The 12,841-nt window shown below is 73.3% G+C and carries 11 protein-coding genes and 1 riboswitch; of the genes, 9 read left to right on the top strand and 2 right to left on the bottom strand.

Annotation, left to right across the window (positions count from 1 at the left end; genetic code table 11):
• The first annotated feature begins 44 nt into the window (after positions 1-44).
• From A6035_RS04355 to A6035_RS04345, 3 genes are read left to right on the top strand one after another with little or no spacing between them, the layout of a single operon-like run.
• Positions 45-938 carry a glutaminyl-peptide cyclotransferase gene (locus tag A6035_RS04355; RefSeq protein WP_108849069.1) on the top strand — a complete coding sequence of 298 codons (894 nt, stop codon included), beginning with the start codon at positions 45-47 and terminating at the stop codon, positions 936-938.
• Positions 931-2,322 carry an MFS transporter gene (locus A6035_RS04350; RefSeq protein ID WP_108846767.1) on the top strand — a complete coding sequence of 464 codons (1,392 nt, stop codon included), beginning with the start codon at positions 931-933 and terminating at the stop codon, positions 2,320-2,322. The genes A6035_RS04355 and A6035_RS04350 overlap by 8 nt, the downstream gene beginning before the upstream one ends.
• The gene (locus A6035_RS04345; protein WP_108846766.1) at positions 2,319-2,828 is read left to right on the top strand and encodes a DUF2771 family protein; all 510 of its coding nucleotides are present in this window, start codon (positions 2,319-2,321) and stop codon (positions 2,826-2,828) included. Before A6035_RS04350 ends, A6035_RS04345 begins: the two co-directional genes overlap by 4 nt.
• 119 nt (positions 2,829-2,947) lie before the next feature.
• Here A6035_RS04345 and A6035_RS19145 read toward each other — a convergent pair whose 3' ends face one another.
• The gene (locus A6035_RS19145; protein ID WP_108849068.1) at positions 2,948-3,349 is read right to left on the bottom strand and encodes a cold-shock protein; all 402 of its coding nucleotides are present in this window, start codon (positions 3,347-3,349) and stop codon (positions 2,948-2,950) included.
• Positions 3,350-3,466: 117 nt separating this feature from the next.
• On the opposite strand from A6035_RS19145, the gene A6035_RS04335 reads away from it, so the two are divergent.
• Together A6035_RS04335 and A6035_RS04330 are read left to right on the top strand one after the other, a co-directional pair.
• The gene (locus A6035_RS04335; RefSeq protein ID WP_108846765.1) at positions 3,467-3,754 is read left to right on the top strand and encodes a hypothetical protein; all 288 of its coding nucleotides are present in this window, start codon (positions 3,467-3,469) and stop codon (positions 3,752-3,754) included.
• Between the two features lie 181 nt (positions 3,755-3,935).
• A riboswitch (cyclic di-AMP (ydaO/yuaA leader) is annotated at positions 3,936-4,095 on the top strand.
• An 11-nt stretch (positions 4,096-4,106) separates the two neighbouring features.
• Positions 4,107-4,745: a transglycosylase family protein gene (locus A6035_RS04330; protein ID WP_108846764.1), complete on the top strand. Its 639-nt coding sequence runs from the start codon at positions 4,107-4,109 to the stop codon at positions 4,743-4,745.
• A 109-nt stretch (positions 4,746-4,854) separates the two neighbouring features.
• On the opposite strand, the gene A6035_RS04325 is transcribed toward A6035_RS04330, so the two are convergent.
• Entirely contained in the window at positions 4,855-5,055 is a 201-nt protein-coding gene (locus A6035_RS04325; protein WP_108846763.1) for a hypothetical protein, read from the bottom strand.
• Positions 5,056-5,158: 103 nt separating this feature from the next.
• Here A6035_RS04325 and A6035_RS04320 point away from each other — a divergent pair, with 103 nt between their 5' ends.
• The 4 genes from A6035_RS04320 (at position 5,159) to nirB (ending at position 12,832) form a co-directional block, all read left to right on the top strand.
• Positions 5,159-7,543: a helicase-associated domain-containing protein gene (locus tag A6035_RS04320; RefSeq protein ID WP_108846762.1), complete on the top strand. Its 2,385-nt coding sequence runs from the start codon at positions 5,159-5,161 to the stop codon at positions 7,541-7,543.
• 67 nt (positions 7,544-7,610) lie between these two features.
• Positions 7,611-9,278: a DNA repair helicase XPB gene (locus tag A6035_RS04315; RefSeq protein ID WP_108846761.1), complete on the top strand. Its 1,668-nt coding sequence runs from the start codon at positions 7,611-7,613 to the stop codon at positions 9,276-9,278.
• 93 nt (positions 9,279-9,371) lie between these two features.
• Positions 9,372-10,058, top strand: coding sequence for a DUF3239 domain-containing protein (locus tag A6035_RS04310; RefSeq protein ID WP_063974134.1), 687 nt, complete (start codon positions 9,372-9,374; stop codon positions 10,056-10,058).
• A gap of 170 nt (positions 10,059-10,228) precedes the next feature.
• Complete coding sequence (nirB, locus tag A6035_RS04305) at positions 10,229-12,832, top strand: nitrite reductase large subunit NirB (RefSeq protein ID WP_108846760.1); 2,604 nt, start codon at positions 10,229-10,231, stop codon at positions 12,830-12,832.
• The last annotated feature ends 9 nt before the right edge of the window (positions 12,833-12,841 follow it).

Genomic DNA, 12,841 nt, shown 5'->3' with positions numbered 1-12,841 from the left:
CGGGGAGGGCGCGGTCCGGCCCGTCGTGCGGCATCCTTGGGGGCATGAGCAGCGTCCGCCGCCCGGTCGGCCCCCTCGTCGTGTCCCTGAGCCTGATCGCCGCGTTGACGGCGTGTTCGACGGGGGACGGGAGCGAAGCGGCCTCCACCACCGCGGCCGGTACCTCGCTGGCCTCCTCGAGCGCGCCCGCCGGTTCGTCGTCCACCGGGTCCACCGCCCCGCGCGTCCCGGTCGGCCCGTCGGAGCCGCAGCCGGTCCGCGGTTCGGTCGAGGTGGTGCGCACGCTGGAGCACGATCCCGCCCTGTTCACCCAGGGCCTGCAGGTGGTCGGCGACGAGATCTACGAGTCGACGGGCCGGTACGGCGGCTCGGTGGTGCAGCGTCGGCCGCTCGAGGGCGGGGACGCGGTGACCGTGCCGATGGCGGACGACGAGTTCGGCGAGGGTCTGGCCGTCACCCCCGACACCCTGTGGACGCTGACGTGGAGGAAGGGGGTCGCCCACAACCGTGACCCGCAGACCCTCGAGGTCCGCTCCGAGGCCACGTACCGGGGCGAGGGCTGGGGCCTGTGCTTCGACGGCTCCGGGCTGGTGATGAGCGACGGCTCCGACACCCTGACCTTCCGGGACCCGGCCACGTTCGAACCGACCGGCACCGTCACCGTCACCTCGGGCGGCACCCCGGTGCCACAGCTCAACGAGTTGGAGTGCGTGGACGGCGACGTCCTGGCGAACGTGTGGATGACCGACGAGATCATCCGGATCGATCCCGCCACAGGCGAGGTCACGGCGATCCACGACGCCGCACAGCTCGGCCGGCCCCGACCCGCGAACCCGGACGCCGTGCTCAACGGGATCGCATCGCTGCCGGGCTCGGAGAACCTCCTGGTCACCGGCAAGCTGTGGCCGCAGATGTACGAGGTGCGACTCGTTGGGTGAGCGCCCCCGGGGAGCAGCACGACGGGCCGCCGCCTCCGCCGGGCGGGGGGTGCGCCGGATCTTCCACGCCGACGGCGCGGACCGTTCGGGCCTGGCGCCGCTGAGTTACGTCACCGTCGCGAACTTCGCGTGTGACGCCATCCTCGCGGTCGCCCTCGCCAACACTCTGTTCTTCTCGGCGGCGACCGCGGAGTCGCGCGGCAACGTCGCGCTGTACCTGCTGGTGACGGTCGCCCCGTTCGCGCTGATCGCGCCGGTCATCGGCCCGGCCCTCGACCGCCTTCGCAGTGGCCGTCGGCTCACCGTCTCGCTGACGTTCACGCTGCGTGCGGTGCTCGCGGTGATCCTCGGCCTGAACTTCGACACCTGGCTGCTGTACCCGCTCGCGCTGGGCATGTTGGTGCTGTCCAAGACGTTCGGCGTGGTCAAGGCCTCCATCACCCCGCACGTGCTGCCCCCGGCGCTGGACCTGGTCCGGACCAACTCCCGCCTGACGGTACTGGGGCACGTCGGCGGCAGCGTCGTCGCCGGTGCCGCCGCGGGCGCCGTGGCGTGGCTCTGGGACTCCCCCACCGCACTGTGGCTGCTCGCCGCGGTCGCCCTGGTGGCCGCGTACGTCTCCATGACGATCCCCGCGCACGCCGAGGCGTCGGAGGACGATGAATCCGCCACCCTGTGGTCAGGACACGGTGGGTCGGTGGGAAGTGGCCTGCGCGCCGTGCTCACCCGACCGCTCGGCAGGAACGTCCTGGCGAATCTCTGGGCGGTCGCGCTGGTGCGGTTCATGACGGGGTTCCTCACCCTGTATCTGGCGTTCGTCGCCAAGGCGCAGGAGGACACGTCCGCCCTCGAGCAGGCGGGGCTGCTCGCGATCGCCGGCGCGGCCGGCGGACTGGGCACCTTCGCCGGCAACGCGGTCGGCGCCCGGCTGCCGCTGGGGCGCCCGGGCCGGATCGCGAGCACGGCGGCGGGGGCGGCGCTGGCCACGGCCGTCGTCGCGGCGTTCCTCGGCACCCTCTGGGTCGCGGCCGTCCTGGCGCTGGTGGCCGCGGTGTGCAGCGCACTGGGCAAGGTGGCGCTGGACGCGTCCATCCAGACCGACATCCCCGACGCCGCCCGGTCGTCGGCGTTCGGCCGGTCCGAGACCGCGTTGCAGCTGGCGTGGGTCGCGGGCGGGGCGCTGGGGGTGCTGTTGCCGCCGGACTTCACGATCGGGTTCTCGGTGATCGCCTCGGTAGGCGCCCTCCTGCTCACCCAGTCGCTGCTCACCGCCCGCGGCTCCACCCTCGTCCCCGGTCTGGGTGGCAACCGGCCGCGGTTCCCGGGCGGGCCGCGCGACCCGGGTGCGCTCGGTGGCCACCTGCTCGGCAGAATGAAGGGGTGAGTCCCCACAGCGATGCCCCGTCGACCGGCCCCCGCGTCCGCCCCGTCACCTGGGCGATCCTGGCATGGATGATCATCATGATCGCGGCGATCGTCGGCGCGTGGCAGGGGTCGGAGTCCCGCTACGGGGCGCTGCCCGAGATCACCGTCGCCACCGACCGCGGGCAGGAGAAGGTCTTACCGTTCACCGCGACCGACCTGGACGGCAACACGTACACCAACCCGGTCGGCGAGTTCCACGTGCAGGACGAGCACACGTTGACGGTCCGGCTGCCCGGCGAGCTGCGGTCCGCGACGATGGACGTCTACGAGGTCCGCGCCGACGGGGTGCGCGACTACACGGTCGAGGCCGACGGCCCGGGCCAGCTCCTCGTGCCCGTGACCACCCAGGAGGAGGGCCGCATCGAGGGTCTGGCCATCCGGGCGGTGGCGATCGTCTACGCCGCGGACGGCTCGGAGTCGATCCTCAACGGTGAGTGGTCGGTCGGCTTCACCTACGAGGACTGACCCACCGAACGCACGGGGTCCCGACCGACCGGAGCCACCGGCTCGACCGGCCCGGCAGCCCGCTCACCGTGGCCCGCCCCGCGCACCGGCTCGTGGCCCGCCCCGTCGCTCTACCGGGATCAGGCGTCCAGCTCGCGCGCGACCGCGCGCAGAACCGAGGCCACGCGGCTCGAGATCTTGTGGTCCGGCCGGTGACCGCGGCGCAACTCCGGCTGAACGGTCGACTCGAGCACCTTGATCATGTCCTCGACCATCCCGTGCAGCTCGTCGGGCGAGCGCCTGGGTCCGCCGCGCGGGGTGCGCTCCTCGGCGACGGTCGGCTCGTCGTGCACCACCACGCGCAGCGCCTGGGGACCGCGGCGTCCGGAGACCATGTCGAACTCCACACGCTGACGGGGACGCAGGGTCTCCACGCCGGCGGGGAGCGCGTCCGCGCGTACGTAGACGTCCTCGCCGCCCTCCTGGGACAGGAAGCCGAACCCCTTCTCCGCGTCGTACCACTTGACCTTGCCGCTGGGCACCGCGAACCACCTTCCGTCCCGGGCGCGCACGGGCGCGACCGACAACTCCACTGACGACCAGAGACTACCCTCGTGCGCGTTGGTGACGACTGCGAGGCGAGCGGTACCCTCCCCTGTGTGACCTCCGACGATCGACGCCCGGCCGACGACCCCTGGACACCCGACGCGCCCGCCCCCGGTGACGCGCACGCGCCCGCGAGACCGCGTCGCCGCGGGCTGTTCGTGGCCGCGCTGATCATCTTCGCGATCGGAGTCGTCTTCACGATCGCCGCCGCACTGACGCCGTTCGTGCTCGATCGTGACGCTCCGACGATCCTCTACCTCGGCGCGATGTTCTTCACGCCGGTGGGCTTCCTGCTGGGTCTCGCGTACGCCATCCTGGGGTCGCGGCCGCCCAGGGTGTGACCAATCCCACCCATTCGGTAACAACCCAGGTAACGAGCAGATAACAGCGAGTGATCCCCGCTCGGGCGACCTCCTTTTATTTCGAAATGGTGACGATCCGGCATCGAACCGCTACTGTTCCGTAGCAGACTCGTCAGCGAGTCGGCATCGGCCGCACCCACCGAACCCCGCCCTGCGGCCGACGCCACTGTGACCATTACCCGGGCGGGGACGGGGGACCCGACAGGGCCCACGACGGGCCCGGCGACCGCAGGTCGCCTTGGGGTGAAGCCGCCGACGGCGGCCGGACGCACTCGTTTCCGAACCCGACAGCTCACCTCGTAGGCACAGAGTGAAAAGGACTGACGCGTACATGACCTCGTACACCGGACGCCACCGCGCCGCCACCCCCTCCTCCGCGCCCAAGAACGCCGTCAAGGTCGTGCTCGCCGGCACCGCCTTCTCCGCCGCGGGCCTGGCCCTCGCGCCGGCCGCCAACGCCGCGCCCGACTCCGACTGGGACCGCCTGGCCCAGTGTGAGTCCGGCGGCAACTGGGCCATCAACACCGGCAACGGCTACCAGGGCGGCCTGCAGTTCTCGCCGAGCACCTGGGCCGCCTACGGCGGCACGCAGTACGCGCCGACGGCCAACCAGGCCACGCGCGAGCAGCAGATCGCGATCGCCGAGAAGACCCTCGCCGGCCAGGGCTGGGGCGCCTGGCCCGCCTGCTCGGCCAAGCTGGGCCTGAACTCCGCCCCCACCCCGCGTGACCTGTCGACCCCGACGCCGGCCCCCGCCCCGCGCCCGCACGCCGATACGGCCGCCCAGGCCGCGCCGGCCGAGGTCAGCGCCGCCGATCACGTGGCCACCCTCAAGACGTTCGCCGAGAGCCGCGGTGTCTTCCTCCCGATCACCGAGGGCTACGAGGCCAACAAGGCCGCCGTCGACGCCGCCTATGCGGGCAACCAGGACCTGGTGGACGGCTTCGTCGCCACCTACCTGGCCAACTGACACCGGCGACACCCGCCGAGCGGTCCCCGGACCACGAGAAGGGCCGCCACCCCCTACAGGGAGTGGCGGCCCTTCTCGCGTTCCCCGGCGCGCCGCCGGAGGTCGGATCTCAGGCGACCCAGGGCGCGCCGTTGATCTCGGTGTACGGGTGGATGTACCCGAGCCGCTCCTGCGGGAGCGGGAAGGTCTCCTGCCCGAACGGCGACAGGCCTCCCGCGACCAGCGCGGCGAGCTCGGTGACCGGGTGCTCGCCGTACGAGGCGTCGGGCCAACCCGGGTTGTCATAGGTCAGATTCTTCTTGGCAGCCACGCCTGTATTCTCTCACCTCCGACCCGATTCGGCAGCAGGTGGGTCGATTCCCACGCGGACCGGTTCTCACGGCCGCCGCGGTCTCACTAGGCTGGGACGGATCATGCCGAGCTCCCGAGCCACCTCCCGCGGCGCCGCCTCCCGCGCCGCCGCCGACGCACCGGACTTCCCCGCCTGGCTTGCCGGGTTGTCCGACGATGCCCTCGTGCGCGTGTGCGAGCTGCGCCCGGACGTGGCCACTCCCCCGCCCGCGTCGCTGGACGTGTTGGCGTCGCGCCTGCGGTTGCCGGCGTCCACCGCGCGGGCGGTGGGGACGCTGTCCTGGCCGGAGCTGCTCGTGTCGGCCGCGGCCGCCGCGGCCGGCGCCGATTCCGGGGCCGTACCGCTGGGCGCGGTGTCGGGGCGACTGGGTGTCGACGACGACGAGCCCGTCTTCCACGCCGCCGTGGCCCGTCTCCGCGAACTCGCGTTGATCTGGGGCGAGGAGGGCTCGGCGCGGATGGTGCCCGTCACGGCGGTGGCGGTCCGGTCGGCTCCCGTGGTGGCCCCTCATCCGGGCGAACCCGCCGGGGCCGATCTCGAGGCGGCGTGGGGCGGACTGTCCTCCGCGGCGGCGGGGGTCCTCGAGGCCATCGCCCGCGGGCGCGTCCCGGCCGGAGCGCTGGGGCCCGGCGCGTCGGGGTCCGTGCGCGCGGCCGCGGTCGAACTCGCCGAGGCGGGTCTGGCGGAGCTCACCGGTGACGATGACGCCGAGCGGGTCGTGCCCCGCGCCCACGCCCTCGACCGCGCGCGCCACGGGGCCCGCGCGGACGGCTCGACGCTGCTCCACCCCCCGGCCTGGGCGACGCCCCGCGCCGGGGCGGGCGCCGGGCGGGCCCGCGAGGTGGACGCCTCCGGCGGGGTGGCGGCCCTCGACCTGCTCCACCGCTGCGACTCGGTGCTGGCGGCGCTCTCGATCGCCCCGGCGGCCACCCTCAAAGCCGGCGGCGTGGGGGTCCGCGAGTTGCGCCGGGTGGCGCGCGCGGCCGGGCTCGAGGAGGCCGAGCTGCCCCTGCTGCTCGAGGTCCTCGCGGCCGCCGGGCTCATCGCGGTCGGCGACGCCGAGGTCGGAGACGTCGACTACGACTCGGTGTGGGCGCCCACCGAGGCCGCGGACGTGTGGTCGGCGCGCGAGCCCGCTCGCCGCTGGGCGGAGCTGGTCGTGGCGTGGTGGTCGATGCCGCGCACGCCGTGGCGCGTCGGCTCCGAACTCGAGGGCGGCGGGACCCTGCCCGCGCTGGGCGAGCCCGTCGGCCCGCCCGGACCGACCGAACGCGGCCGTGTCCTGAAGGCGCTGGCCGCCCTGGACCCCGCGGCCGAACCCGCCGACGCCCTGCTGCCCGAGGTGGTGCGCTGGTCGGCGCCGGTGTGGTTCTCGCGCGCGGGTGCGCGGCCCGTCTCGGAGACCGTCGCCGAGGCGCGACGGATGGGACTCGTCGTCGGGACCGTGGCCACCTCGGCCGCCCGCCACCTGGTCGACGCCACCCACGGCGCGGGGGGCTCTGGCGCGGGTGTCTCCGGCGACTCCGGCGGCGCGGTCGTCGAGGACCTCGAACCGATCCTCACCGCCGCGTTGCCCGACCCGGTGTCGGAGGTCATCGTCCAGGCGGACCTGACGATCCTCGCCCCCGGCCCCCTCACCCCGGAGCTGGCGGCGGAGTTCGCCCTCCTCGCCGACGTCGAGTCCGCCGGCGCCGCCACCACCTACCGCGTCACCGAGACGTCCCTGCGCCGCGCGCTCGACGCCGGACGCACGGCCGCGGGCATCCGCGAGATGCTCGCCCGCACGTCCGTCACCCCGGTCCCGCAGTCACTGGACTACCTCATCGAGGACGTCGCCCGCCGCCACGGGCGCCTGCGGGTAGGCACCGCCCTGTCGTTCATCCGCTGCGACGATCCGTCCCTCGTCGCGCAGGTCCTCGGCTCGCCGGTGGCGGAGAGCGCCGCACTGCGCTCGGTCGCGCCCACCGTCCTGGTCTCCCAGGCCCGGCCGCTCGACCTGGTCGAGGCGCTGCGCGCGCACGGGTTCGCCCCCGTCGTGGAGGACACGTCCGGCGCGGTCGTCGCGCTGTCCCGGCCGGCCGCCCGCGTCCGCGAGTCCCGCACCACCCGGGCGCCCCGCGTCCCGACCCGCGCGCCCACCACCTCCGAGCTGCGGGCGGCGGTCGCGGCGATGCGCTCCGCGGACCGCGTGCGCTCGGCGCGCGGCGCCTCCGCGGGCGCATACACGGGCGAAGCCGCGATCGCCCGCCTGCACGAGGCCGCGGGCACCGGCACCGCCGTCACCGTCTCCGTGGTCGACGCCGCGGGCCGCTCCTCCGCCCGGCTGGTCGTCCCCGCCTCCGTCGGCGGCGGCCGGATCGAGGGCATCGAACCGGACTCGGCAGAGCCCGTCGTCCTGCCGCTGCACCGGGTGATCTCCGTCTCCGACGTCGAACCCACGCGCTGACGCGGATTTCTGGACAATGGAGGGTCGGGCCCACGCGGGCCCGTCGAGAGACCCGAGGAGGCCCGAAGTGAGCGGTGGACCGCTGATCGTCCAGTCGGACAAGACAGTGCTGCTGGAGATCGACCACGAGCAGGCCGCCGACGCCCGACAGGCGCTGGCCCCCTTCGCCGAGCTCGAGCGCGCGCCCGAGCACGTCCACACGTACCGGATCACCCCGCTGGCTTTGTGGAACGCCCGGGCCGCCGGGCACGACGCCGAGCAGGTGGTCGACGTGCTGGTCTCCTACTCGCGCTTCCCCGTGCCGCAGCCGCTGCTCGTGGACATCGCCGAGACCATGGCGCGCTACGGCCGGCTGCAGCTGGTCAAGAGCCCGGTCCACGGCCTGACGCTCGTCTCTCTCGACTCCGCCGTGCTCGCCGAGGTCAAGCGGCACAAGAAGATCGCCCCCATGCTCGGCGCCGACATCGACGCGGACACGGTGATCGTGCACCCCTCCGAGCGCGGCCGGCTCAAGCAGGAGCTACTCAAGGTGGGCTGGCCCGCCGAGGACCTCGCCGGCTACGTCGACGGCGAGGCCCACGAGATCGCGCTGTCCACCGAGGAGGAGCAGTGGGAGCTGCGCGACTACCAGCAGATGGCCGCCGACTCGTTCTGGGCGGGCGGCTCCGGCGTGGTCGTGCTGCCCTGCGGCGCCGGCAAGACGATGGTCGGCGCGGCCGCGATGGCCAAGGCCAAGGCCACCACGCTCATCCTGGTGACCAACACCGTCGCCGGGCGCCAGTGGAAACGCGAACTGCTGGCCCGCACCACCCTCACCGAGGACGAGATCGGCGAGTACTCCGGTGAGCGCAAGGAGATCCGGCCCGTCACCATCGCCACGTACCAGGTCGTCACCCGCAAGACCAAGGGCGTGCACCGGGCGCTGGAGCTGTTCGACTCCCGCGACTGGGGCCTGATGATCTACGACGAGGTGCACCTGCTGCCCGCGCCCGTGTTCCGCATGACCGCCGACCTGCAGTCGCGCCGCCGCCTCGGCCTGACCGCGACGCTCGTGCGCGAGGACGGCCGCGAGGGCGACGTGTTCTCCCTCATCGGCCCCAAGCGCTACGACGCCCCGTGGAAGGACATCGAGGCGCAGGGGTGGATCGCGCCCGCCGACTGCATCGAGGTGCGCGTGACGCTCACCGAGAACGAGCGGATGCTGTACGCGACCGCCGAGGCCGAGGACAAGTACAAGCTGTGCTCGACCGCCCGCACCAAGATCCCCGTGGTAAGAAAGATCCTCGACAGGCACGCTGGCGCCCCGACCCTGGTGATCGGCGCCTACCTCGACCAGCTCGAGGAACTCGGCGCGGAGTTGGACGCGCCCGTCATCCAGGGCTCGACCTCCAACAAGGAGCGCGAGAAGCTGTTCGACGCTTTCCGCGCCGGCGAGATCTCCACGCTCGTGGTGTCCAAGGTCGCCAACTTCTCGATCGACCTGCCCGAGGCCAGCGTCGCGGTGCAGGTGTCGGGCACGTTCGGCTCGCGTCAGGAAGAGGCGCAGCGGCTCGGTCGACTGCTACGGCCCAAGCACGACGGCGGGCAGGCGCACTTCTACTCGGTCGTCGCCCGCGACACCCTCGACGCCGAGTACGCCGCGCACCGCCAGCGGTTCCTCGCCGAGCAGGGTTACGCCTACCGGATCGTCGACGCCGACGACCTGCTCGGCCCGCCCCTCCCCGAGGTGGGCTGAGGCCCGAGGTCGGCCCGGCCCCGGGGGGGCGACCGGGCTCCGCCGCGATCACCCGCGGGCCCGGCAGTCGCGGGTGCTGGGATACTGGGCGCCATGGCCGCCGATCGCTCCCCCCGCAACCCGCACGAGCAGTACCGCCTCGCCGACATCCCCGTCGACGACGCCTGGGTCCGCAAGAACAACGAGAGCCTCGCCGAGGTACGCCGCCTGCAGTGGTCGGCGGGCATCCTCGGCGTCATCGTGCTCGCCGCCGGCATCGGCATGCTCGTCTATGCGGAGTTCGCGGCGTGGGGTTGGATCATCGCGGTGGTGGCCGGCGCGTTCGCGATCGGCTGCCTCGCGATGGTCGGCTACATCCCCCGCAAGATGGGGTCGATGCAGCACACCTACTCCACCTCCGAGCTCGTCCCGGCCGTCATCGCCGAGGTCCGCCCGCGCGGCGTGACCCTGCTGGCGCTGGTCGACCGGGCCGTCGACCGGTCCGCCGGGAAGCTGCCCGCCCTCGTGGCCCGCAACTGCGGCCCGATCCCGGGCCACGAGTCCAGGGTCGGCGAGCGCGTGCCCTGCGTCGCTGTGGTGGGCAACCGGAGCGCCCGCGGCCGCGACAACCTCTACCAGTTCATCTCCCCCATGCCCGTCGCGTGGGCCACCTCCGACAAGGCGGCGCTGCGCCGGCTGGAGAAGGAGATCCCCTCGGGTGAGTGGGAGCGGCTGCGGCAGAACATCGATCGCGTCACCGAGGTCCAGGCCGTGCCGACGAGCCTGCTCCCCCTCGACTGAGCCGCCCGCCCGGCGCGCCGCACTCCGCCGCCGCGCGCCCGCGGACCGGCCCCTCACCCGGCGGCGGGACCGGTGTGAAATAAGCGTCACGGGACCGTGATCCGACGCCACAGCATCGCAACACCTCCTTCCTAACCTGTTCCGCACAGGCTCGCCAAGGAGGTCCAGGAATGACTGAGCACATCGTCGTCGTCGGGCACGGGATGGTCTCCCACCGCTTCGTCTCCACCCTCGGCTCGCGGTACGCCGACGCCGACGTGGCCGTCACGGTGATCGGCGAGGAACCCGATCCCGCCTACGACCGTGTGGGACTGTCCGCCTACGTCGGCGCGTGGGAGCGCGACGCCCTGCACCTCGACGACGCGCGGCACTCCGGTGACCCCCGCGTCACCGTGCGTTCCGGCCGGCTCGTCACCGCGATCGACACCGCCGCCCGGCGCGTGGAACTCGACTCCGGCGAGTACGTCGACTACGACACGCTGGTCCTGGCGACCGGCTCGCGCGCGTTCGTCCCGCCCGTCCCGGGCCACGACCTGCCCGGGTGCCACGTCTACCGCACGCTCGACGACCTCGACGCGATCCGCGCGGCCGCCGAGCGGGCCGGTGCTGGCGCGCACGGAGTGGTGGTCGGCGGCGGCCTGCTGGGCATCGAGGCCGCCAACGCGCTGAGCCTGCTCGGCCTCGTCCCGCACGTCGTCGAGCGCAACGACCGGCTCATGCCCGTTCAGGTCGACGGCCGCGGCGGCGCCCTGCTGTGCGACCTCATCCGCGACCGCGGCATCGACGTGCACCTCAGCGTGACCGACACGGTCATCGAGGAGAGCGCCGCCGGCGAGGCGGACGCCGCGGGGGGTGACGGCGCGGCCGCCGCGGGGGGTGGCGACGCGTCGGCGTCCGGTGACGCCGGGCTCCGGGTCGCCCTGACTTCCGACGACGGCGAGACGGATGTCGTCGACGCGGCCCTCGTCGTGTTCTCCGTCGGAGTCCGGCCCCGTGACGAGCTCGCCCGCGCGGCGGGGATCGCCGTGGCCGAGCGGGGCGGCGTGCTGACCGACCGGGCCTGCCGCACCTCGGACCCGCACGTCTACGCGATCGGCGAGTGCGCGGCCATCGAGGGCACCTGCTACGGCCTGGTCGGGCCCGGATACACCTCCGCCGAGGTCGCGGCCGGCCAGATCACCGGCGACGCCGGCACCGAGTTCACCGGGGCCGACCTCGCCACCAAGCTCAAGCTCATGGGGGTCGACGTGGCCAGCTTCGGCGACGCCCACGGGCGTACGCCCGACTGCCTCGAGGTGGTGGTGGACGACCCGGTCGCCCGCACCTACAACAAGCTCGTCCTCAGCGACGACGCCCTGACCCTGCTCGGCGGCGTGTTCGTCGGCGACGCGGGCCCCTACCAGCTGCTCAAGCCCCTGCTGGGCCGCACCTTGCCGTCGTCCAACCCCCTGTCCCTCATCACCCCGGGCGCGGCGGCCGACTCCGGCGTCGGCGTGGACGCGCTGCCCGACGACGCGCAGATCTGCTCGTGCAACGCCGTCTCCAAGGGCGACCTGCGCGAGGCCATCTGCGGCGGCGCGTGCGACGTGCCCGCCCTCAAGGCGTGCACCCGGGCCGGCACCTCGTGCGGCTCCTGCCTTCCGCTCATGCGTCAGGTCCTCGAGGCCGAGGGCGTCGAGCAGTCCACCGCGCTGTGCGAGCACTTCGACCAGTCCCGCTCGGAGCTGTACGAAATCGTCACCGTCACCGGCATCCGCACGTTCTCCGGCCTGATCGGGCGCTTCGGGCGCGGGATCGGCTGCGACATCTGCAAGCCGACGGTCGCGTCGATTCTCGCCTCGACCAGCTCGGACCACGTCCTCGACGGTGAGCAGGCGGCGCTGCAGGACACCAACGACCACTTCCTGGCCAACATCCAGAAGAACGGCACCTACTCGGTGGTGCCGCGGATGCCCGGCGGCGAGGTGACGGCCGAGCAGCTCATCGTGATCGGCGAGATCGCCCGCGCCCACGACCTGTACGTCAAGGTCACCGGCGGCCAGCGCATCGACATGTTCGGCGCCCGCGTCGAGGAGCTCCCCGCCATCTGGCGGCGTCTGGTGGACGCGGGCATGGAGTCCGGGCACGCGTACGGCAAGTCGCTGCGCACGGTCAAGAGCTGCGTGGGCACCTCCTGGTGCCGGTACGGGCAGCAGGATTCGGTCGCGATGGCTGTGCTGCTGGAGACCCGCTACCGCGGACTGCGGGCGCCGCACAAGATCAAGATGGCCGTGTCCGGGTGTGCGCGCGAGTGCGCGGAGGCCCGGGGCAAGGACGTCGGCGTGATCGCCACCGAAAATGGCTGGAACCTGTACGTGGGCGGCAACGGCGGCGCGACCCCGCGGCACGCCCAGCTGCTGGCCGGCGACCTCACCGACGACCAGCTCATCCGCTACATCGACCGCACCGTGATGTTCTACGTCCGGACGGCCGAGCGGTTGCAGCGCATGGCGCCGTGGCTCGAGGCGCTCGAGGGCGGGCTCGACCACCTACGGGAGGTCGTGTGCGACGACTCGCTCGGCCTGGCCGCCGAGCTCGAGGAACGCATGGAGGCGCACGTCGCCGGCTACGTGGACGAGTGGGCGGCCGTGCTCGACGATCCCGACAAGCTCGCCCGGTTCGTCTCGTTCGTCAACGCCCCCGAGGCACCGGACCCCACCGTGCAGTTCGAGCAGCGCGACGGCCGCAAGGTGCCGGTGCTGCTCGGCTCCCCCGCCATGCCCGTCCGCAGCTGAGCACACGCG

The organism is Dietzia lutea, assembly GCF_003096075.1.
GTDB lineage: Bacteria > Actinomycetota > Actinomycetes > Mycobacteriales > Mycobacteriaceae > Dietzia > Dietzia lutea.
This window is presented reverse-complemented; position numbering and strand designations above follow the sequence as displayed.

Excerpts from the sequence above, each read along its gene's own strand:
- A6035_RS04355 (WP_108849069.1), top strand. The coding sequence starts at position 45 with ATGAGCAGCGTCCGCCGCCCGGTCGGCCCCCTCGTCGTGTCCCTGAGC.
- A6035_RS04330 (WP_108846764.1), top strand. The coding sequence starts at position 4,107 with ATGACCTCGTACACCGGACGCCACCGCGCCGCCACCCCCTCCTCCGCG.
- A6035_RS04320 (WP_108846762.1), top strand. The coding sequence starts at position 5,159 with ATGCCGAGCTCCCGAGCCACCTCCCGCGGCGCCGCCTCCCGCGCCGCC.
- A6035_RS04310 (WP_063974134.1), top strand. The coding sequence starts at position 9,372 with ATGGCCGCCGATCGCTCCCCCCGCAACCCGCACGAGCAGTACCGCCTC.
- nirB (WP_108846760.1), top strand. The coding sequence starts at position 10,229 with ATGACTGAGCACATCGTCGTCGTCGGGCACGGGATGGTCTCCCACCGC.